Annotated in this window: 22 protein-coding genes; 7 read left to right on the forward strand and 15 right to left on the reverse strand. The window is 64.0% G+C overall.

Translation table 11 applies throughout. The annotated features are described in order from the left end of the window. Positions 1-221 precede the first annotated feature (221 nt). Positions 222-830, reverse strand: coding sequence for a YqgE/AlgH family protein (locus P9254_RS22730; protein WP_066997984.1), 609 nt, complete (start codon positions 828-830; stop codon positions 222-224). A gap of 127 nt (positions 831-957) precedes the next feature. On the opposite strand from P9254_RS22730, the gene P9254_RS22735 reads away from it, so the two are divergent. From P9254_RS22735 to P9254_RS22745, 3 genes are all read left to right on the forward strand, one after another. Next, positions 958-1,764: a protein-disulfide reductase DsbD domain-containing protein gene (locus P9254_RS22735; RefSeq protein WP_067327863.1), complete on the forward strand. Its 807-nt coding sequence runs from the start codon at positions 958-960 to the stop codon at positions 1,762-1,764. 139 nt (positions 1,765-1,903) lie between these two features. Further along, positions 1,904-2,386, forward strand: a complete 483-nt coding sequence (locus P9254_RS22740; RefSeq protein WP_066998201.1) for a peroxiredoxin — start codon at positions 1,904-1,906, stop codon at positions 2,384-2,386. Then, positions 2,386-2,862 (forward strand): DUF2938 domain-containing protein, encoded by a 477-nt coding sequence (locus P9254_RS22745; protein WP_278057127.1) that lies wholly within the window; start codon positions 2,386-2,388, stop codon positions 2,860-2,862. Before P9254_RS22740 ends, P9254_RS22745 begins: the two co-directional genes overlap by 1 nt. 15 nt (positions 2,863-2,877) lie before the next feature. Here P9254_RS22745 and rnhA read toward each other — a convergent pair whose 3' ends face one another. From rnhA to coxB, 11 genes are all read right to left on the reverse strand, one after another. Beyond that, complete coding sequence (gene rnhA, locus P9254_RS22750; protein WP_278057128.1) at positions 2,878-3,411, reverse strand: ribonuclease HI; 534 nt, start codon at positions 3,409-3,411, stop codon at positions 2,878-2,880. Beyond that, positions 3,408-4,370 carry a homoserine kinase gene (locus P9254_RS22755; RefSeq protein WP_067327860.1) on the reverse strand — a complete coding sequence of 321 codons (963 nt, stop codon included), beginning with the start codon at positions 4,368-4,370 and terminating at the stop codon, positions 3,408-3,410. Before P9254_RS22755 ends, rnhA begins: the two co-directional genes overlap by 4 nt. A 6-nt stretch (positions 4,371-4,376) precedes the next feature. Next, positions 4,377-5,381 (reverse strand): 4-hydroxy-3-methylbut-2-enyl diphosphate reductase, encoded by a 1,005-nt coding sequence (ispH, locus tag P9254_RS22760; RefSeq protein WP_067327859.1) that lies wholly within the window; start codon positions 5,379-5,381, stop codon positions 4,377-4,379. A gap of 73 nt (positions 5,382-5,454) precedes the next feature. After that, positions 5,455-6,210: an SURF1 family protein gene (locus tag P9254_RS22765; protein ID WP_164748251.1), complete on the reverse strand. Its 756-nt coding sequence runs from the start codon at positions 6,208-6,210 to the stop codon at positions 5,455-5,457. After that, positions 6,207-6,593, reverse strand: coding sequence for a DUF983 domain-containing protein (locus tag P9254_RS22770; protein ID WP_095800294.1), 387 nt, complete (start codon positions 6,591-6,593; stop codon positions 6,207-6,209). Before P9254_RS22770 ends, P9254_RS22765 begins: the two co-directional genes overlap by 4 nt. A gap of 82 nt (positions 6,594-6,675) precedes the next feature. Continuing rightward, complete coding sequence (locus P9254_RS22775; protein WP_066998007.1) at positions 6,676-7,557, reverse strand: cytochrome c oxidase subunit 3; 882 nt, start codon at positions 7,555-7,557, stop codon at positions 6,676-6,678. A 1-nt stretch (position 7,558) separates the two neighbouring features. Then, the gene (locus P9254_RS22780) at positions 7,559-8,185 is read right to left on the reverse strand and encodes a cytochrome c oxidase assembly protein (protein WP_127246407.1); all 627 of its coding nucleotides are present in this window, start codon (positions 8,183-8,185) and stop codon (positions 7,559-7,561) included. Positions 8,186-8,192: 7 nt separating this feature from the next. Continuing rightward, the gene (locus tag P9254_RS22785) at positions 8,193-8,375 is read right to left on the reverse strand and encodes a hypothetical protein (protein ID WP_067327855.1); all 183 of its coding nucleotides are present in this window, start codon (positions 8,373-8,375) and stop codon (positions 8,193-8,195) included. Next, positions 8,372-9,316, reverse strand: a complete 945-nt coding sequence (locus P9254_RS22790) for a heme o synthase (RefSeq protein ID WP_095823801.1) — start codon at positions 9,314-9,316, stop codon at positions 8,372-8,374. Before P9254_RS22790 ends, P9254_RS22785 begins: the two co-directional genes overlap by 4 nt. Positions 9,317-9,385: 69 nt before the next feature. After that, positions 9,386-11,035, reverse strand: coding sequence for a cytochrome c oxidase subunit I (ctaD, locus tag P9254_RS22795; RefSeq protein ID WP_066998019.1), 1,650 nt, complete (start codon positions 11,033-11,035; stop codon positions 9,386-9,388). A gap of 38 nt (positions 11,036-11,073) precedes the next feature. Further along, the gene (gene coxB, locus P9254_RS22800; RefSeq protein ID WP_082954010.1) at positions 11,074-11,958 is read right to left on the reverse strand and encodes a cytochrome c oxidase subunit II; all 885 of its coding nucleotides are present in this window, start codon (positions 11,956-11,958) and stop codon (positions 11,074-11,076) included. Positions 11,959-12,285: 327 nt separating this feature from the next. Between coxB and P9254_RS22805 the strand changes: the two genes are divergently transcribed. The 4 genes from P9254_RS22805 to P9254_RS22820 all read left to right on the forward strand — a co-directional run bounded on the left by P9254_RS22805 (position 12,286) and on the right by P9254_RS22820 (position 15,568). Further along, positions 12,286-12,819: an invasion associated locus B family protein gene (locus P9254_RS22805; protein WP_066998026.1), complete on the forward strand. Its 534-nt coding sequence runs from the start codon at positions 12,286-12,288 to the stop codon at positions 12,817-12,819. Between the two features lie 131 nt (positions 12,820-12,950). Continuing rightward, positions 12,951-14,363, forward strand: coding sequence for a metalloprotease TldD (gene tldD / locus P9254_RS22810; RefSeq protein ID WP_067327853.1), 1,413 nt, complete (start codon positions 12,951-12,953; stop codon positions 14,361-14,363). 79 nt (positions 14,364-14,442) lie between these two features. Further along, positions 14,443-14,718, forward strand: a complete 276-nt coding sequence (locus P9254_RS22815; protein ID WP_127215067.1) for an AbrB/MazE/SpoVT family DNA-binding domain-containing protein — start codon at positions 14,443-14,445, stop codon at positions 14,716-14,718. Between the two features lie 343 nt (positions 14,719-15,061). Continuing rightward, the gene (locus P9254_RS22820; protein ID WP_278057224.1) at positions 15,062-15,568 is read left to right on the forward strand and encodes a transglutaminase-like cysteine peptidase; all 507 of its coding nucleotides are present in this window, start codon (positions 15,062-15,064) and stop codon (positions 15,566-15,568) included. Positions 15,569-15,702: 134 nt separating this feature from the next. On the opposite strand, the gene P9254_RS22825 is transcribed toward P9254_RS22820, so the two are convergent. The 3 genes from P9254_RS22825 to P9254_RS22835 form a co-directional block, all read right to left on the reverse strand. Beyond that, positions 15,703-18,381: a caspase family protein gene (locus P9254_RS22825; protein ID WP_278057129.1), complete on the reverse strand. Its 2,679-nt coding sequence runs from the start codon at positions 18,379-18,381 to the stop codon at positions 15,703-15,705. A 178-nt stretch (positions 18,382-18,559) separates the two neighbouring features. Further along, positions 18,560-19,801: a class I SAM-dependent RNA methyltransferase gene (locus P9254_RS22830; RefSeq protein WP_278057130.1), complete on the reverse strand. Its 1,242-nt coding sequence runs from the start codon at positions 19,799-19,801 to the stop codon at positions 18,560-18,562. Then, positions 19,798-20,571 carry a TlyA family RNA methyltransferase gene (locus P9254_RS22835; RefSeq protein WP_278057131.1) on the reverse strand — a complete coding sequence of 258 codons (774 nt, stop codon included), beginning with the start codon at positions 20,569-20,571 and terminating at the stop codon, positions 19,798-19,800. Before P9254_RS22835 ends, P9254_RS22830 begins: the two co-directional genes overlap by 4 nt. Positions 20,572-20,630 lie beyond the last annotated feature (59 nt).

Below are 20,630 nucleotides of genomic sequence, written 5' to 3' on the forward strand. Positions count from 1 at the left end.
TGCAATCTGTTCTCCCCAACAGAATGCAGAAACTACTTCACTGCCGCAGGCTATGGACTCACATGAAAATCCGCCGCCCTAGAGGGCGTTGCTTCGGCGCTTACGAACTGCGGTGACCTTCCAACTCGTCATCACCCTAATCGCTCAGAGCGTCGCCATTCCTCAGAGCTGATGACGAAGCCAAGGCGGGTTCGACCAGTCCCGCAGGTCGGCAAAGGCGTTTAAGCGTGCCCCGCGGCGGCGCTCAAATGGGCGAGATCGATGCCGATCGAGGCAAGGATGCGATCGTATTTGCGCTCGATGTCGGCGTCGAACAGCAGCTCAGGCGTCGCCGGGCAGGTCAGCCAGCCATTCTCGGCGATCTCACTTTCGAGCTGGCCTGCGCCCCAGCCGGAATAGCCGAGCGCCATCAGCGCATGACGCGGCCCGCGACCCGTCGAGATGGCGCGCAGGATGTCGACCGTGGCGGTCAGGCAGATGTCGTCGGAGACGTTGAGCGAGGATTCCACGCGATAGTCGCCGGAATGCAGCACGAAGCCGCGGCTGCGGTCGACGGGCCCGCCATTGCGCACGACGAAATCGCGGGCATGCGCCGGCAAGCGGATTGCTTCCTGCTCGTTCACGATGCCAAGCTGCACCAGAAGGTCCGGGAACAGCATCTGCTGCGTCTGATTGATGATCAGGCCCATGGCGCCCTCGTCGCTGTGGGCGCAGATATAGATGACGGAGCGCGTGAAGCGGTCGTCCTTCATGCCAGGCATGGCAATCAGGAACTGATCGTCGAGAAAGCCGCGTCCGGCCGTCTTCTTTTTGTGACGCAACAAGTCCATGGAGCTGAGGGTAACCCGTTTCCGCGGCGCCGAAAAGATGGTCAGGCTGCCCGATGTCACGCAAATATGATACCTGCAGGAACATGAAATCATTGCGCGGCCAAGAACGGGCGATCAAATCACCGTCATGCGATACCTGAATATTGTGGCGCTCGGTGCCGTCGTCGGCCTGGCAGCGGGGCAGCCGGCCGAGGCATCATCCTCGGCCTGGTACAACAGCGAAGGCGGCAAGGTGCGGCTGGTGACCAGCGGCAAGCCGGACGAGGCGGGCAAGATCCACGGCGTGCTCGACATCGCGCTGAAGCCAGGCTGGAAAACCTATTGGCGCGATCCCGGCGACGCCGGTGTGCCGCCGCAGATCGACATCTCGGCCAGCACCAACATCGCAGATGCAAAGCTGTCGTTTCCGCCGCCGCAGCGCCACGACGACGGCTACGGCAAATGGGCCGGCTATGACCGTCCCGTATCGCTGCCGGTGACCTTCACGCTGTCGGCGCCCGACCAGCCGGCGACGATCGATGCCAATGTCTTTCTCGGCATTTGCGAGACGATCTGCATTCCGGTGCAGACGCGGCTCAGCCTCGATCCTGCTTCCGATCCGGACAACCCCACCGACGCGGCACTGGTGAAGACGGCGCTTGCAACGCTCCCTGCCCCGGCGCGACCTGATTTCGGCATCCGCGTGCTGCCCGGCGATCACGAGACGCTCATCGTCGAGGCGCATTCGCCCGGCGATGCCGAGTCCGTCGACTTTTTCATCGCGGGGGAGCGCGACTATATGTTCGGCGCGCCGGTGCGCAGCGAGAAGGACGGCAAGCTTGTTTTCACCGTGCCGATCCTCGACCGGCCGTCAGCGACGCCCACGGACGGCGGGCTCTACTACACGCTGACAAGCGCCGAAGGTGCGGTGGACGGGTTGCTGCCTTTCCCTTGAGCCAATTCGTCGTGGAGCCGCAATTCCGAATGGAAAACCGCTGGGCACTTTTCCTGGCATTGCTCTGAACGGTTGCGGAATGCGGCCCGGTTCGATATCGCAGGCACAGATCCTTCCCAATCTCCCGAACGAGGAAACCATGACCATTTCGGTTGGCGAAAAACTGCCCGAGGCGACTTTCAAGGTGATGACCGCCGATGGCGCCAAGCCGATGACCAGCGCCGAGATTTTCGCCGGCAAGAAGGTGGTGCTGTTCGGCGTTCCCGGCGCCTTCACGCCGACCTGCAGCAACAATCATCTGCCGGGCTATCTCGAGAACCACGACGCCATCGTGGCGCGCGGCGTCGACACTATCGCGGTCGTCTCGGTCAACGACGTCCATGTCATGGGCGCCTGGGCACGCTTCACCGGTGGCGAAGGCAAGATCCTCTATCTCGCCGACGGCAGCGGAGACTTCGCCAAGTCGGTCGGACTCGACAACGACCTTTCCGCGAACGGCATGGGGCTGCGCTCGAAGCGCTTTTCGATGATCGTCGATGACAGCAAGGTCGTAGCGCTCAATGTCGAAGCCAAGCCGGGTGTCGACGAGAGTGGGGCGGCCAAGATCCTCGAGCAGCTCTGATGCTCGACATCGTCTGGCGCGCCATCGCGATCGGCATCGGCGCCACGGTCTTCATGGACGTCTGGGCGATTATCCTCAACAAGGCGTTCGGGCTGCCGCGGCCGAATTGGGGCATGGTCGGCCGCTGGGTCCGGCATCTGCCCGAGAAGGTCTTCCATGACGATATCAGTCAGGCCGCCCTCTACACGCATGAAAAGGCGCTGGGCTGGGCGTTCCACTATCTCGTCGGAATTCTCTACGGCGTGATCCTGGTCGTGCTGGCGGGAACGGGCTGGCTGGCAGCGCCGACCTTCCTGCCGGCCTTCATCCTCGGCATCGTCACCGTCGGCGCCGGCTGGTTCCTGCTGGCGCCCGGCATGGGCGCCGGCTGGGCAGCGTCGAGGACGCCCAACCCGATGCTGGTGCGCGCGCTCAACCTCGTCTCGCACACGGTCTTCGCCCTCGGCCTGTTCTTCACGGCGCTGGCGATCCGGTAGAGAACGTCAGGCGCGTCAATAGCTCTGGGTCGAGCGTCGGGGCGCGGGCTTCCTGGCCGGAGCACCAGCCTTCTGCGGCGCAGCCGCAACCGGTGCCGGCCGCGCCTGCTTCGGCTTGAACGGCGCCATGCCTTGCCTTGCCAGTTCGTCGGCGCGCTCGTTCTCCGGGTGGCCGGCATGGCCCTTCACCCAATGCCAGATAACCTTGTGTCGCCTGTTGGCCTCGTCGAGCGCCTGCCAGAGCTCACCGTTCTTGACCGGCTTCCTCTCGCCGGTCTTCCAGCCGTTCTTCTTCCAGCCATGGATCCATTTGGAAATGCCGTCCATGACGTATTTGCTGTCCGTATAGAGATCGACCGTGCAGGGCTCCTTCAGCGCATCGAGCGCGCTAATGGCGGCAAGCAGCTCCATGCGGTTGTTGGTGGTCTCGGCCTCGCCGCCCGACAGCTCCTTGGCGACGCCGTTATAGCGCAGCACCGCGCCCCAACCGCCCGGCCCGGGATTGCCCGAGCAGGCGCCGTCGGTGAAGATCTCGATTTGCTTGTTCATGTCAGTCCGTATTCGGATGGAGACTTGATCGCCCGGTGGAAGCGCATGCGGCGGATATATTCGGTCGGATCGCGCTTCATCACCAGCCCGCCGTTGGGAATGGTCAGCCAATCATAGAGCCTGGTCAGCATGAAGCGTAGCGCCGAGCCGCGCGCCAGCATCGGCAGCGCCGCTTTTTCCTCGCCCTCAAGCGGCCTCACCGACTGGTAGCCGGCAAGCAGCGCGGCCCCTTTGGTCAGGTTGAAGGAAAAGTCCTTCTCGAAGCACCAGGCGTTGAGGCACGTGGCGACATCATAGGCATAGAGGTCGTCGCAGGCGAAATAGAAATCGATCAGCCCCGACAGCTTCTCGCCAAGGAAGAAGACATTGTCCGGGAAGAGATCCGCGTGGATGATGCCTTGTGGCAGGCGGGTCGGCCAGTTGCGCCCAAAATCGAGGAAGTCCGCGTCGACTTCGGCCGCGAGCCCCAGCTCGACCTCGTCGGCGCGGTCGCGCGACGCCGCCCAGAGCTTGCGCCAGCCGTCGATGGCAAGCGCGTTCGGCCGCTTCATCGGGAAATCCCGCCCGGCGAGATGGAGCGCGGCCAACGCCTTGCCGACCTCGCCGCAATGCGCTGCCGTCGGGCGCCTCAGCGACAGGCCCTCGAGGAAGGTGATGATGACCGCCGGGCGCCCGGCGAGAGTGCCGATGACGGTTCCGTCATGCGCGGTGACCGGAAGCGGGCAGGAAATGCCTTTTCGCGCGAGATGGCCCATCAGGCCGAGGAAAAAGGGCAGATCGGCCTTGTCGACGCGCTTCTCGTAGAGCGTCAATATGTAGGAACCGGTGGAAGCATGGACGAGAAAATTCGAGTTCTCGGTCCCTTCGGCGATGCCCTTGTAGGACAGGAGCTCGCCCACCGGATAGGCTTTCAGAAACGCGCTGAGCTCGTTTTCGTTGACGTCGGTGTAGACGGCCATCTGGGTTTACGCGGCTCCGTTGACGAAGGCCATGTCGGCCGCCGTCAGTTCGACATCGCGCAACACCCGCATCACCGGAAAATCCTCCGTTTCCGTGGCCGTGATGGCCAGATCGATGGTGACGTCGAAGCGTTGCCGGAACGCGTCGATGATCTCGTCGACGATGATTTCCGGCGCCGAGGCGCCGGCCGACAGGCCGAGCGTCGAAATCCTGCCGATCTCATCCCACGGAATTTCGGAGGCGCGCTGCACGAGAAGCGACATCGCGGCGCCCGCGCGCTCCGCCACTTCGACAAGACGCCGCGAGTTGGACGAGTTCGGCGCGCCGACGACGAGGAAAAGGTCGGCGCCGGCGGCCGTCTCCTTCACCGCCTCCTGGCGGTTGGTGGTGGCGTAGCAGATCGATTCGGCGGCCGGGGCGTGAAGCTCGGGGAAACGCTCTTGCAGCGCCCGGATGATGCCGGCGGTGTCCTCGACCGACAGCGTCGTCTGGGTGACGAAGCCAAGCGCCGCCGGGTCTGCCGGCACGAAGCTTGCCGCATCCGCCTCCGTCTCGATAAGGGTCACGGCTCCTTCCGGCAACTGGCCCATCGTGCCGATCACTTCCGGATGGCCGGCATGGCCGATCAGGAGCACATGGCGGCCGAGCCGCTGGTGCCGCATCGCCTGCTTGTGCACCTTCGACACCAGCGGACAGGTGGCATCGAGGTAGAACAGGTTGCGCGCCTCGGCGTCGGCCGGCACCGATTTCGGCACCCCATGCGCGGAAAAGACGACCGGCGACTGACGATGCTCGGGCGGGATCTCGGACAATTCCTCGATGAACACCGCGCCCAGGCTCTGCAGCCCCTCGACGACGTAGCGGTTGTGCACGATCTCATGGCGGACATAGACCGGCGCGCCGTATTTCTTCAGCGCCAGCACGACGATCTGAATGGCGCGGTCGACGCCGGCGCAGAAGCCGCGCGGCTGGCAAAGCCTGATCGTCAGCGGTGGCTTTTTTTCAATCATCAAAACGGGCCGGTTCAGTCGGAAAGCTGAAGGCGAAATGAGGCGTGCACCCCTGCCCTGTCAAGAGCGGCGCTCACTCCTCCTTCGCCGGGCGGCGAAGCCTGAGGATCAGCACCGCGGCAAGGGCGGCGGCAAGGCCATACCAGGTGACGGCATATTGCAGGTGGTTGTTCGGCAGATCGATGATGGTGACGCCGCCGACCGGCAGACCGCCGGGGTTAGGAGTCTTGTCGGCATCGATAAAGAAGGGCACCAGCACGGCTCCCGCTGGCAGACCGGCGCTCGAGGCCATGACGTCGCGGTCCTTCCAGTAAAAGATGTTCTTGGCGACGTCGTTGTCGGGCAGCATCATCGAGGGTTTTTCAGGCAGCGGATTGCGGGCAAGCCCGGTCACCGTCACCGTGCCGGCGACCTCGCCCTGCTTCCGCTTGGCCGGATCCTTGAGATCGTAAGGGACGAAGCCGCGGTTGACGAGCACGAAACGGCCGTCGTCGAGCCGCAGGGGCGTGTAGACATTGAAGCCCGTGTCGCCTTCCCAAGTGGCGAAGAAATGGCGCTCGCCCTGGTGCAGGAAAGTGCCGGTTACAGTCACCGGCGTGTAGTCGACATCGTGTGTGGCGGCGAATTCTTTCTCGACATCAGTCAGTGGCAAAGGTGCCGCATGGGTGCGCTTGTCTATGGTATCGATCAGCCCTTCCTTCCAGTGCAAGCGCTGGACCTGCCACGTGCCGAGGCCGAGGAGAATGGCGAACAGGACAAGGCCGATCCCAAGCAGCAGCGCCGAGCGCGGCCGCGAAGCGCCGGCAGTCGAGGAGGTCGCATCGCTCATTGGCCGCTGTCCAGCCTGCCTTCCGCGGCCTTCTTGGAATATTGCAGGGTGATCAGCACGCCCTTGACCAGGCGCAGCGCCGCCAGGCTCAGCACCAGCGCCAGCGGTATCCACAAAATGAAATGCAGCCAGAGCGGCGGGCTCAGCGACACTTCCATCCACAGCGCCAGGCCGACGACGATGAAGCCGATGATGAGGATGACGAAGACCGCCGGACCGTCGCCGGCATCGGCAAAGGAATAGTCGAGGCCGCAACTGTAGCAGCGCTTGCCGACGGTGAGGAAGCCGGAAAACAGCTTGCCCTCGCCGCAGCGCGGGCAGTGGCCGCGCAGCCCGGCCGAGATCGGGTCGACGGGTGGCCAGATTGCCTTGTCTTCGCTCATGTCCGCACCGTAGACCCGTTCGGTCAAAAAGATAAGGCGGCCACGTCGCCGCAGCCGCCTCGTGAACTCAATCCAAAGGGTCTCAGTGGGCTTCGATTACCGCGCCGCTCGAGGCCCAGACATAGATCGCGGTGAACAGGAACAGCCAGACCACGTCGACGAAATGCCAGTACCAGGCGGCCGCCTCGAAGCCGAAATGCTGCTTCGGGGTGAAATCGCCCCGCATCGCCCGGATCAGGCAGACGAGCAGGAAGATGGTGCCGATGATGACGTGGAAGCCGTGGAAGCCGGTCGCCATGAAGAAGGTGGCGCCGTAGATCGAGTCCTTGAAGCCGAACGGAGCGTGCATGTACTCGTAGGCCTGCACCATGGTGAACAGCATGCCGAGGCCGACGGTCAGGATCAGGCCGTTGATCAGGCCCTTGCGGTCGCCGTGCAGCAGCGAGTGGTGCGCCCAGGTCACCGTCGTGCCCGACAAAAGCAGGATGATGGTGTTGTAGAGCGGCAGGTGGAAGGGATCGAGAACCTCCAGACCTTTTGGCGGCCAAACGCCGCCCGTGAAGGTGGTGCGGGCATATTGCGCGGCCTCGCCCGGGAATAGGCTGGCGTCGAAGAAGGCCCAGAACCAGGCGACGAAGAACATCACCTCGGAGGCGATGAACATGATCATGCCGTAGCGCAGGTGCAGCGAAACGACGCGCGTGTGGTGGCCCTCATGCGCTTCCTTGATGGTGTCCGACCACCAGGCGAACATCGTGTAGAGCACGATGATCAGGCCGATGAAAAACAGCCACGGATTGGCGATGTTGTGGCCGAATATTGGGAAGCTGCCGGCCTTCAGATACTGCATCAGGCAAACGCCGCCGACGGCCGTGACCAATGCGCCGATCGAGCCCAGGAAAGGCCAAGGGCTGGGATTGACGAGATGGTAGTCGTGGTTCGGTTTTGCGTGCGCGTCTGCCATATCAACCCCCGAGGCTTGCTTCGGAATCTGGAACTTTGTTGCTGCTGCCAGCGGCCGGCGCGGACGACGCGACTGGCTGCTTCTTTTCGACCGGGAACATGGTGTAGGACAGGGTGATGGTCTTCAAGTCCTTCAGTTCCGGCACGTTGACGATGTCTGGATCGACATAGAACACGACCGGCATGTCCAGCGTCTCACCGGGCTTGAGCGTCGTGTCGGTGAAGCAGAAGCACTCCACCTTGTTGAAATAGGCGCCGGCCATTTCCGGCTGCACGTTGAAGGAGGCGCGCCCGGTGATGGGGCGATCGAACTTGTTGGTGGCGCTGTAATGCGCCTGCGTGGTCTCGCCGATCTTGATCGTCACCGAGCGCGCGACGGGCTCGAACTGCCACGGAATGCCGTTGGTGTTGGCGTCGAAGCGGATGGTGATGTCGCGGTCGAGCACGCGACCGGCATATTGCTTCTCGACGCGCTGCGTCGTGCCGCCATAGCCGGTCACCTGGCAGAACATCTTGTAGAGCGGGACTGCCGCATAGGCCATGCCGACCATGCCGGTGAAGAAGGCAAGGCAGACCGCCACGACGATACGGTTGCTGTTCTTCCCGATGGGTCCGGTCTCGCCGCTCATCGCCGCCTCACATCAAATTCGTCGGTATCAGGCCGGAGGCATGGTGGCCGAAGCGCACGATGGTGGCGATGTAGAAGATGATGACGAGCGCGGCCAGCGCGACGCCGATGGCAACGGAGCGGCTGCGCCGCGCCTTCCGCTGGCGTTCGGTCAAGGTGACCAGTTCGAGGTTCTTGTCGGCCACGGTCATGCTCCCCCCATGACGAGGGCACGCCCGACCACGCTGTCGACGAGATAGGCGGCAAAGATTGCGAAGAGATAGAGCAGCGAATAGCCGAACAGCGCCTTGGCCGGCTTCATCGCGCGGTCGGCATCGCTCATGCCCAGCACCTTCCAGGCATACCAGACGAAGCCCAGGCCGAGCAGGACGGAAACCGCGCCATAGGCGGCGGTGGTGTAGCCGAGCAGCCATGGCAACACGCCGACCGGCGCCAGGACTAGCGCGTAGGCAAAGATCTGGCGGCGGGTCGAGGCGTGTCCGGCGACGTTCGGCATCATCGGGATGCCGGCGCGGGCGTAGTCGTCCGACTTGAACAGCGCCAACGCCCAGAAATGCGGCGGAGTCCAAAGGAAAATGATCAGGAAAAGAATCAGGCTTTCGAGGCTGACCGATCCGGTCACCGCCGCCCAGCCGATCACCGGCGGGATGGCGCCGGCGGCGCCGCCGATGACGATGTTCTGCGGCGTCCAGCGCTTTAGCCACATCGTGTAGATGACGGCGTAGAAGAAGATGGTGAAGGCAAGAAGCGCCGCCGACAGCCAGTTGATGAGCACGCCCAGCGTCATCACCGACAGCGCGGAGAGCACGAGGCCGAAGCTCAGCGCCTCACCCGGCGTGACGCGCCCGGCCGGCACCGGACGGCTCGCTGTCCTGGTCATCACCGCGTCGATATCGGCGTCGTACCACATGTTGAGCGCGCCCGAGGCGCCGGCGCCGATGGCAATCGCCAGGATCGCGATCACCGCCAGCAGCGGATTGATGGCGACCGGCGCCGCGACCATGCCGACAAAGGCCGTGAAGACGACCAGCGACATCACGCGCGGCTTGAGGAGGGCGAAGAAATCGCCCGCGGTGGCTTCCGACATGCGAAAGCCAACTTCCTCCATCAGTTTGTGGTCGGCAAGGGCCATGCGTACTTAAAGTCCATCATTCCGTTGGCCAAGACCGCCGGGCGAGCAGGCGGTCCTGTATCTGCGGCCTTACTTGATCTTCGGCAGCTGTTCCCACTGGTGGAACGGCGGCGGCGACGGCAGCTGCCATTCGAGCGTGGTGGCACCCTCGCCCCACGGATTGGCGCCCGCGACGCGCTTCTTCTGGAAGGCCTCGAACACGCCATAGAGGAAGATCGCAACGCCGACGGCGGCGATGTAGGAGCCGTAGGACGAGATCATGTTCCAGCCGGCAAACGCATCCGGATAGTCGACAGTGCGGCGCGGCATCCCGGCAAGGCCGAGGAAGTGCTGCGGGAAGAAGATCAGGTTGACGCCGACGAAGGTGACCCAGAAGTGGGTGTTGGCGATCACCGGCGAGTACATGTAGCCGGTCATCTTCGGGAACCAGTAGTACCAGCCGGCGAAGATGGCGAACACGGCGCCCAGCGACAGCACGTAGTGGAAGTGGGCGATCACGAAATAGGTGTCGTGCAGCGAGCGGTCGAGGCCGGCATTTGCCAGCTGAACGCCGGTGACGCCACCGATCGTGAACAGGAAGATGAAGCCCAGCGCCCACAGCATCGGCGGCTTGAAGGAGATCGAGCCGCCCCACATCGTGGCGATCCAGGAGAAGATCTTCACGCCCGTCGGAACCGCGATGACCATGGTGGCGAACACGAAATAGCGCTGCGTGTCGAGCGACAGGCCGGTCGTGTACATGTGGTGCGCCCAGACGATGAAGCCGACCGCGCCGATCGCGACCATGGCGTAGGCCATGCCGAGATAGCCGAAGACCGGCTTCTTCGAGAAGGTCGAGACGATATGGCTAACGATGCCGAAGCCCGGCAGGATCAGGATGTACACCTCGGGATGGCCGAAGAACCAGAACAGGTGCTGGAAGAGCAGCGGGTCGCCGCCCTGGTCCGGCACGAAGAAGGCGGTGCCGAAGTTGCGATCGGTGAGCAGCATGGTGATGGCGCCCGCCAGGACCGGCAGCGACAAGAGCAGCAGGAAGGCCGTGATCAGCACCGCCCAGGCGAACAGCGGCATCTTGTGCATGGTCATGCCAGGCGCGCGCATGTTGAAGATGGTGGTGATGAAATTGATCGCACCGAGAATCGACGAGGCGCCGGCGATGTGGAGCGACAGAATCGCAAGGTCCATCGCGGGGCCAGGCTGGCCGGATGTCGAGAGCGGCGGATAGATCGTCCAGCCGCCGCCGACGCCGAAGGCGCCGGGCGCGCTCGGTACGAACATCGAGCCGAGCAGCAGGAGGAAGGCCGGCGGCAGCAGCCAGAAAGAGATGTTGTTCATGCGCGGGAAGGCCATGTCCGGCGCGCCGATCATGATCGGCACCATCCAGTTGGCGAAGCCGCCGATGAGCGCCGGCATCACCATGAAGAAGATCATGATCAGGCCGTGCGCGGCGCCGAAGGCATTGTACATGCTCTTGCCGCCGTCGATGGCGGCATCACCCTGCATGCCGTAGACCATCTGCGCCAGACCGCTGAAGATCTGGATGCCGGGCTCCTGCAGCTCCATGCGGATGGCGACCGAAAGCGCGCCGCCGATAATCCCGGCCATGATCGCGAAGATCAGGTAGAGCGTGCCGATGTCCTTGTGGTTGGTCGAGTAGACCCAGCGGACCCAGCCATGCGGCCTGTGGTCGTGGTGGTCGTGAGCTGCAGCCTCTGCCATATTCCGCTCCGTTCCCTAATTCTTGCTAACCCGCGGCGTCAGTTGCCGGCGGCCGCTACCTTGTTGGTACCATCGATCTCGGCCATCAGCGCCTTGTTGGCGGCGGGCACGTCGGTCTTGGCCGTCTCCAGCCAGGTCTTGAACTGCGCGTCGGAGACGACGCGAACCGCGATCGGCATAAAGGCGTGATCCTTGCCGCAGAGCTGCGAGCACTGGCCGTAATAGAGGCCTTCCTTCTCCGCCTTGAACCAGGTCTCGTTCGTGCGGCCGGGCACGGCATCCATCTTGATGCCGAAGGACGGCACGGCGAAGGAGTGGATGACGTCGGTGGCGGTGATCAGCACGCGGGTCATGGTGTTGACCGGCACCACCAGCTCATTGTCGACGGCGAGCAGGCGCGGATAGAGATTGCGGTCTTCCTTGCCGGCCTTGGCGCGGTCACCGTCCTGAAGGATCGCCGAGTTGAAGGAGAAGCTCTTGTCGACCTGGTATTCGTAGTCCCAATTCCATTGGTTCCCGGTCGCCTTGACGGTCAGCTTGGCTTCTTCCGGCGGGGTATACTGCGCGGTGAGCAGTTGGAACGAGGGGATGGCGATGAGCAGCAGCACGATGACCGGGCCGACGGTCCAGATCACCTCGATCAGCGTGTTGTGGCTGGTCCGGGAAGGAACCGGGTTGGCGCTCGCGCGGAACCGCAGGATGACATAGGCGAGCAGGACCAGCACCAGCAGGGTGATGACCACGATGAATACGAAGGTGTAGTTTCCGAACCATTCGATTTGCCGCATCATGTCGGTCGCAGGCGCCTGGAAGGCGGTTTCCCATGGCCGCGGCTGATCCGCATAGGCGGATGCGCTGGAGAGGAGCGTGCCCGCCGCCGCAGCACCTGCCAGAAGTCTGGCGCTTGCCATGAATTTTCTCATCGCCCTCTCGTCTCCCACTTCCTGCAATCGGATCGCACCAATAACGAACGACGCCGGGATGGGGAATCCCGGTCTGTCCCTAAGGTGGTTCAAACCATACTCTATTTCCCTCCGCAAGGAAGGAGCGGGCGAAACCGTGCGGCATTTTTGCGCGCAGCCCGAAGGGCATCCCCGACCATCGCCGCCCCCGCGCCGGGTGGTCGCAATTCGGGCGAATTTGCTCTGGAAAAGCGCGTAATTGCCGGTATCTCGGCGGGCTGGCGACGGTCTCGTCCTTTACTTGGCCTTGGCGCAGCTTAAAGTGCCGTGATTCGCAATGGAGCCGTTATGACTTCCTGGCTTTCGAGACCCTTGGCGAAGGTTATCTTCCTTGCCGCCTCGCTTAGCGCCAGCGTGGCGAACGCCGCGCCGCCGCAGACCGCGGCGCCGCCCAGCGGCACGGTCAAGTCGACGCATGGCGCGTGGTCGATCATCTGCGACACGCCGGCCGGCGCGACCTCCGAGCAATGCGTGATGATGCAGAACGTCGTCGCCGAGGACCGTCCGGAGATGGGGCTTTCCGTCGTGGTGCTGCGCACCGCCGACAACAAGGCGGAGATCCTGCGGGTGCTGGCACCGCTCGGCGTGCTCCTGCCCAACGGGCTCGGCCTCAATGTCGACGGCAAGGACATCGGCCGCGCCTATTTCGTGCGCTGCTTCCAGGACGGCTGCTACGCGGAAGTGATCCTCGAGAAGCCACTGCTCGACACGCTGAAGAACGGCACGTCGGCCACCTTCATCGTGTTCCAGACGCCGGAGGAAGGCATCGGCATTCCGGTCGATCTGAAGGGATTCGCCGAAGGCTTCTCGGCTCTGCCCTAAGTCCAGCGGCGGCAACGCGGCCGCCAGTCGGCTCGGGGCGATGACGATCGCGTGTGAAGGCCGGCGATTGTCTTGACCTCACTTCGCCCCTACATCGGGGGAATGCGAAACCGCCAGCGGACAGCCCTGCCATGAACAGCCTGATCGGCCAATTCGACATTTCCGACGACCGCGTCAAAGAGATCGTCGCCGATACCATCAAGGGCGCCGACGACGGCGAACTGTTCCTCGAATACAGCGAGAACGAAGCGCTGATGTTCGACAACGGCCGGCTGAAGACGGCGAATTTCAACACCGACCAGGGTTTCGGGCTGCGCGCCGTCGCCGGCGAGGCGAGCGGCTATGCCCATTCGAGCGACCTGTCGGAAGCCTCTCTGCTGCGCGCCGCCGATGCCGTCTCCGCGGTCAAGGGCGGCTATTCCGGAACGCTTGCCGCAGCGCCCGCGCGCACCAATCGCCACCTTTACGGCGACGAGAATCCCATCCCCTCGCCCAGTTTCGAGGCCAAGGCGAAGCTGTTGCAGGAGATCGACGCCTGGCTGCGCGCCGCCGATCCGCGCGTGCGCCAGGTGACGGCTTCGCTGGCCGCCTCGTGGCAGCATGTCGAGATCGTGCGCGGCGACGGCCAAGTGGTGCGCGATATCCGCCCGCTGGTCAGGATGAACGTCTCGGTGGTGGTCGGCGATGGCGACCGCCAGGAGAGCGGCTCCTACGGAATGGGCGGCCGCAAGAGCTTTGGCGAGTTCCTCACCGAGGAGAGTTGGAAGCACGCCGCGCGCGAGGCGCTGCGACAGGCGCTGGTCAATCTCGAAGCCGTCCCGGCGCCGGCAGGCACATTCGACATCGTGCTTTCCAGCGGCTGGCCGGGCGTGATGCTGCACGAGGCTGTCGGCCATGGCCTCGAGGGCGACTTCAACCGCAAGAAAACATCCGCCTTCGCCGGCCTGATGGGCAGCCAAGTAGCGGCAAAGGGCGTCACCGTCGTCGACGACGGCACCATCGCCGAGCGGCGCGGCTCGCTTACCGTGGACGACGAAGGCACGCCTTCGGCGCGCAATGTGCTGATCGAGGACGGCAAGCTGGTCGGCTACATGCAGGACCGCCAGAATGCGCGGCTGATGGGCATGAAGGCGACCGGCAACGGCCGGCGCGAAGGCTATGCCCACCAGCCGATGCCGCGCATGACCAACACCTACATGACCTCGGGCGATACCGCGCCGGAAGAGATCATCGCCTCGGTCAAGAACGGCATCTATGCCGTCTCCTTCGGCGGCGGCCAGGTCGACATCACCTCAGGCAAGTTCGTGTTTGGCTGCACCGAGGCCTACATGATCGAGGACGGCAAGGTGACGCAGCCGATCAAGGGCGCAATGCTGATCGGCAACGGGCCCGACGCCATGCACCGCGTCACCATGGTCGGCAACGACATGAAACTCGACAACGGCATCGGCATGTGCGGCAAGGCCGGACAGGGCGTGCCGGTCGGGGTCGGCCAGCCGCATCTGAGGATGAACCAGATGACGGTGGGCGGCACTAGGGTTTGAGCACGCTCAATCCGGCAGATTTGAATAGCACTCCGCCGCTTGAGTATCTTACCTGTGTCTTACATGGGGTAAGCTTGCGATAGCTGGTGCCGAAAAACTCATAACCACCGTCTCGACCAAGGGACAAGTGATCCTCCCCAGCGCGATCCGGAAACGGAGGGACTGGGGTGCCGGCACACGTCTGCAGGTCGAAGACACACCAGACGGTGTTCTTCTGAAGCAAGTGCCGGCCTTCACCCCGACGCAACCGGAAGACGTGGTTGGCCTGCTGCCGCACCGCGGCAAGCAGAAGACGCTTGAAGAGATGAACGCGAGTGTCTTTGCCGAAGCGCGGCGGCGCCATGCTCGCAATTGATCCCAACCTTGTCGTCAGATACCTGACGAACGACCATCCTGAACGGTCACCTCGATCCGGCCGGAAAGCTCACACCTAGCTACCCGCCGGAGCGCGAACACAATCGTGTTAGCAGATTATTAATTGTTCAATTGCCTTGGCCGACGCTTCCGACTTAACTATCAGCAGTCTTCTCGTTGCGGTGGTGTTGGCAGTGCTGCGTTCCCCTGGCGTCCTGACCTCTTTATTCCTCCTTGGCCTTTGCTCATTGATCGGTGTGACGTCGCTTTGCGTCGACACGGCGGCGGCGCAGTCGACATTGTTCAAGCGGCCATCGAGTCCGGTCGACCTGCGCTCCGCCACAGTGGGAGGACGTACTAGCGTCCCTTATGGCTGGATCGATTTCTGCCACCGCCGGCCGAATGAGTGCAAAGTGCCTGCCCTGCAGCCGGCGAACGTCAAGCTGACCGCGCAGAACATGCGAACCCTCAAGCGCATAAACCAGAAGGCGAACCGCGCCATCAAGCCCGTCAGCAACTATGATCACTGGGGCACGATGATGGACCACTGGGACTATCCGGTGGACGGCAAGGGCGACTGCAAGATCTACGCGCTCTACAAGCGCAAGCTTCTCATGGAAGCGGGATTTCCCCGCCAGGCGCTGCTGATGACGGTCGTGCGCGACCTGAACAACGAAGGCCACACCATCCTGACCGTGAAGACCGACAAGGGCGATCTCGTGCTCGACAATCTGGTCGACGAAGTCCGGCCCTGGAACGCGACCGGCTATTATTTCCTGAAGCGCCAGTCGCAGCAGAACCCGAATATTTGGGTATCGATCAATCAGCGCGGCGGCACGCCGAAAACCTGACGGATGCCGCCAGGCTCAACCGAGCGGCCTCGACAGCCGAGGCATTCCGTTTCTGACGATTGATACGCGCGGACCGGCGCCTCTGCCTTCCACGTTCATGGCCGAAAAATCGGCTCGCAGAGGTACGCGCCGGCCTACTGGTTGCAGGCCGGCTCGCCCTGCTGTCCGCAAGAGAGCTTCTTCTTGCGCTGCGGCTTCTCCCGGGGGACACTCCGCTCTTGCATCTGCGGCCTCGGCTGCGAACGCAATTCCGGGCGAGGCTCCGATCTCTGCCGCCGCAGCACTTGCTCGTTAGGCCTTTCCTGCCTGAACTGGCGCTGCGCATTGTCGTTCGGCCTGTTGACTTTGAAGTTGCGCTGGACGGTGACATCCCGGCCGGCGGAACCTTCTTCGTTCTGCAGCCGGCGCAACGTCCTGCGCCTGTCGTTCCCGCTGGCCGAGCCCTGATTCTCGTCGGAGAACACGGTCGGATTGTTCCTCCTGAGCCGCTTCTGCACGGCCGGTCCATTGTCGGTTGGCCCAGCACTAACGCTCGGCAGTCTGCGGAACTTCTTGCTCTTGGCCGAGCCCTGGTTGTCATCGGAGAACATTTCGGGGGTGTTCTTTCTGAGCCGCTCGCGCACGCTCGGCCGGTTCTCGGCCGGCATCCGGTTGACGGTAGGCAGCTTGCGGACCTTCCTGCCCTTGTCGCTCGCGGCGGCCGAACCTTGTTCGTTCGGTTCGACCACGGACTGGCCTGCGGACAAATCCTTGCGCGTCAGCTTCCTCGGCTTGCCACCGCTCCGTTCGGATAAAGCCTTGGGATTGTTCTGCCTGAACTTCTCCCGCGCGCTCTGCCCGTTGTCGGCCGGCGTGCCGTTGACGGCGGGCAGGTTGCGGAGCTTTTTACCCCTCTTCCGATCCGTGTCCTGCTTCCCGGTCCGGTCAGGACCGGCATTTCCGATCGCCTCTTGGTTGCCGCCCGAGACGCCTTGCCTGCCGGGTTGCCTCTTCAACTTGTTGCCGGGCAAGTTCTGGCCGTCGGGCGCCGGCTTGCCGTTGACCAGCGGCAGCCTCTTGCCATCGGCTCCAGGCAAAGCGTGTTCGGTTGAGAGCTTGCCGGTTCTGGACGAGGTCTCCGGCGAGGTGTCAGGCTGCTGGCGCTGGATAACACGCTGACCAGGCTTCGGCGGCAGGGCGCCCTGTTGCTGCTGATTGGATGTGGCCTGACGGAACTTGGCCGCCCTCTTCTGCAGAAGCGGCGGCAGGGGGACCTTGGCCGCCAGCGCATCGGCGCGGCCACCAACGGCGCCTTCCATCGTTTTCCGGGCTGTACGGCGGTCAAGCTGAACACCGGCGCTCGGCTGCGCGGCCCGATTGACGGTCTCGTTTTTGATCGTGGTGTTGATGGTGTTGATGACGGTCGTGTTGTGGATGTTTTTGAAGATGATGGCGTTCGGCGGCGGCACGACGTGGCGCGGCGGGTTGATGAATACGGGGATCGGCACGAAGACCGGCGTCGGCAGGATGAAGACGTCGACCGGCGGCGGAGGTGGCGGAAGCACGATGAAAACCGGCGGCGGCGGCGGCAGGAAGATCACCGTGATCGGCGGCGGCGGTTCGAAGTCGAAATCGGGATCGTCGAAATAGAGCACCGGACGGTCGATATAGATGATTTCCTCCTCCGGCGGCGGCGGCAAATCATACTCATAGACGGTGAACTCCTCCGGCGGCTCCAGGGCAGCGTCGAACTGTTCGAGCCGCCGTCGCGCGTCCCAGGCATGCGGGCCACGCGGATAGCGCTGCAGATACGACCAATAGGCCTCCGGCGTGTCCTGCAGCCAGGTCTCGCGCCAGGTGATCGCCTCGCGCCGCGCAGCGACAATGGCGCGCACGCGCTCAGCCATCGGATCATGTGGATAGGCGACTAGGAAATCCTCGTAGCCGCGCATCGTGTCGCGGTCGAGAGCCGCGACATAAGCGTCACGAGCGTTGAAATCGCGGATCGCCCTGGTCCGGTTGGAGCGGGATTCGGCCTCCGAAACCTTTGGCGCGGGCGCGTCCGCGGCACGGTCGAAGAAGACAAAAGGCGCGGTGATCTTCGAGGCATGCCACGGCACTTCCGCGCCTTGCGTCATCTCGTTGACGCGCAGCCGCGTGCGGTCGAACACCTCGTCAAGCGACAACCCGCCCTCGCGTATCATTTCGGCGAGCGCCTGGGCATAGGCGCCGTAAGGGCCCTTGCCTTTCGGCGCGACCGTTCCCGGAGCCGCGTTGAACGCAATCAGCATGTTCGGGTCGGGATCGACAAGCGCGAGACCACCGGCCAGGGGCTGGCTCATCTTCGGCAAGGCATTGGGCCGCGCCGCGTCGAGCACGACGATGTTTACCTTCGTCGGCAATCCGGCCAACGACCGGGTGACATCGGAGAGCCGCATCGCCTGAAGCGGCACGTCGGCGGGACTGGCGATCTGGGCATCGACTGGAAGAAAGTAGTTCTCCCCCTCGAACTGCACGCCGTGGCCGGCAAGATAGACGAAGACGACCGCATCGGGACCGGCGGCGGAAACCTTGCCGAGAAAATCGCGCAGCGCGCCGCGCAGCGAGTCCTGATCGACATCGCGCGCGCCGACGACGTCGAACCCTGCCGCCTGCAAGGTCTGCGCGATCAGGCCGGCGTCATTGGCGGCAGTCGCGAGCTCGCCGGACTGATAGGCGCCGTTGCCGATGACGAAGGCGAGGCGTTTTTGCTCTTGCGCGAGCGCACCGGTCGCGGACGCGGCGCCAAAAGCGATGAGAACGATGAGGCTGAGGAATTTTAGAAGCGTCTGCATGGCAATGCGCTGTCCGTTATCCGTTATCCGCCATCCGCCATCCGCTTATTTCAGTAACGCCGAAAGAGCAGGAATGTTTCCCTAACAGCGCAAAACTAAGACCTGCAAGAAGGCGGCTTTAGGGCGCAAATTTCGGAAAAGAGAGGCTTCAAGTTTCTTGCGAACCGGCTCTCGCGGACTACCGGCGCCGCTTCGGCTTCTCCAGCAGCGCGACGGCCTCGACATGCGGCGACCACAGGAACTGGTCGATCGGCGTCACGCTCTTCAGTTGATAGCCGCCGTCGATGAGGATGCGCAGATCCCGCGCCAGCGTCGTCGGATTGCAGGAGACGGCCGCGACCAGCGGCACGTCTGAGCGGGCGATCTGCTTGGACTGATCCTCCGCGCCGGCGCGCGGTGGATCGAAGACGAGGCCGTCGAAGCCGCTCAACTCCTTGAAGGTCAGCGGCCTGCGGAAGAGGTCGCGACGCTCGCTGGTCACGCGCTTCAAGCCGCTGGCGAAGCGGAAAGCACGGTCGAGCGCGGCCAGCGCTGGGGCGTCTCCCTCCACGGCATGCACTTCCGACTTCGCCGCCAGCCGGAGCGCGAAGCTGCCGCAGCCGGCGAACAGGTCGGCGATCTTCTTGACACGCGACAGGTGCTGGCAGACGAGACCGGCCATCGTCTGCTCGGCGGCCTCCGTCGCCTGAAGGAAGGCGCCAGGCGGCAGGGCGACGGCGACCGAGCCGAACTGCACCACCGGCTTCTTCGGCTCCACGATCACCTCGCCGTCGATCGAAAGCCTCGCCAAGCCCGCGGCCATCACAAAATTGGAAGCGATGCGGCGCTGGTTTTCGCCGAGCTTGCCCGCGTCATGGACGGCGACATCGAGGCCGGACGCCGTGGCGGTGACGGTCATGTGGAAGGCTTTCGGCGTCGCGCAGACCAGTCCTGCCAGTCTTCGCAAAGGATCGAGCGCATCAACGATTGCCGGCAGCGAGATCGGGCATTCCTCGATAGGAATGATCTCGGAGGAGAGCGCGCGCACGAAACCGAGCAGCATGCCGGCCTCGGTGCGCCGAGCGCTGAAGACGACGCGGCGGCGCGTGTGCGGCGCGCAAGGCACCAGCGCGTCGATCTGACCAGCGATGCCCTTGATCTTGAGCGCCTGCACCACCCGTTCGCGTTTCCACTGCCGGTAGCCGTCGGCCTCGAAATGCTGCAACGCGCAGCCGCCGCATTCGGTGAAGTGGCGGCAGGGCGGATCAACCCTACGCGGTGAAGCCTCAACAACCGACATCAGCGTCCCGCGGTCCTTCTGGCGCGCGGCGGTGACCGTCTCGCCAGGCAGCGTGAACGGGATGAAGACCTCGCCGCCATCGGCACCGGCGATGCCGTCGCCCTGCGAACCGAGCCTTGTGATGGTGAAGCGCGCGCTCATGGCGATGCCGCGTCCTTGATCGCGGCGAGCAGGAACTCGCGGTTGCCGTCGCCGCCCTCGATCGGCGATGGATGCAGCCCGAGCACGCGCCAGCCCGGCATGCCGGCAAGCCAGTCGCGCAAACCGGCGGCGATGCGCTCGGCCTCGCTCGGGTCCTTGAGCAGTCCGCCCTTGCCGATCGCCTCGCGACCCGCCTCGAATTGCGGCTTGACGAGAAGCAGCGCCCTGGCGCCCTCGCCCGCCAAGGCCAGCGCCGGCGGCAGCGCCAGCTTCAGCGAGATGAAGCTGACATCACAGACCAGGAAGTCCGGAACGCGGTCGCCAAGATCGGCGGCGGTCAGGTCCCGCGCATTCAGCTCTTCAATGACCGTGACCCGCCGATCGGCGGCAATTTCCGGGTTCATCTGGCCGTGACCGACATCGATCGCCGTGACATGGGTAGCGCCACGCTCGAGCAGCACCTGGGTGAAGCCGCCGGTCGAGGCGCCGATATCGAGCGCCTCATGCCCAGAGGGATCGAAGCCGAAATGGTCGAGGCCGGCAATCAGCTTCAGCGCCGCGCGCGACACATAGGCCTGCGCCGGATCGTCGACAGCAACGACACAGTGTGGCGCGACGGGCTGGCCCGGCTTGCGGGCGACTGCGCCGTCGACAGTGACGGTGCCGCGTTCGATCGCGTCGCGGGCGCGGGAACGGCTGGCGAACAGGCCACGTGCGACGAGCAGTTCGTCGAGACGCGGACGCGCGCTGGCGGGCAAAGAGGAACTCATCGGCCTTCATTGGCGAAAGCCGGCGGCGAAGGCAATGGCAGCCCTGTTGAATATGGCGC

The sequence above is a fragment of the Mesorhizobium sp. WSM4983 genome (assembly GCF_029625765.1).
GTDB lineage: Bacteria > Pseudomonadota > Alphaproteobacteria > Rhizobiales > Rhizobiaceae > Mesorhizobium.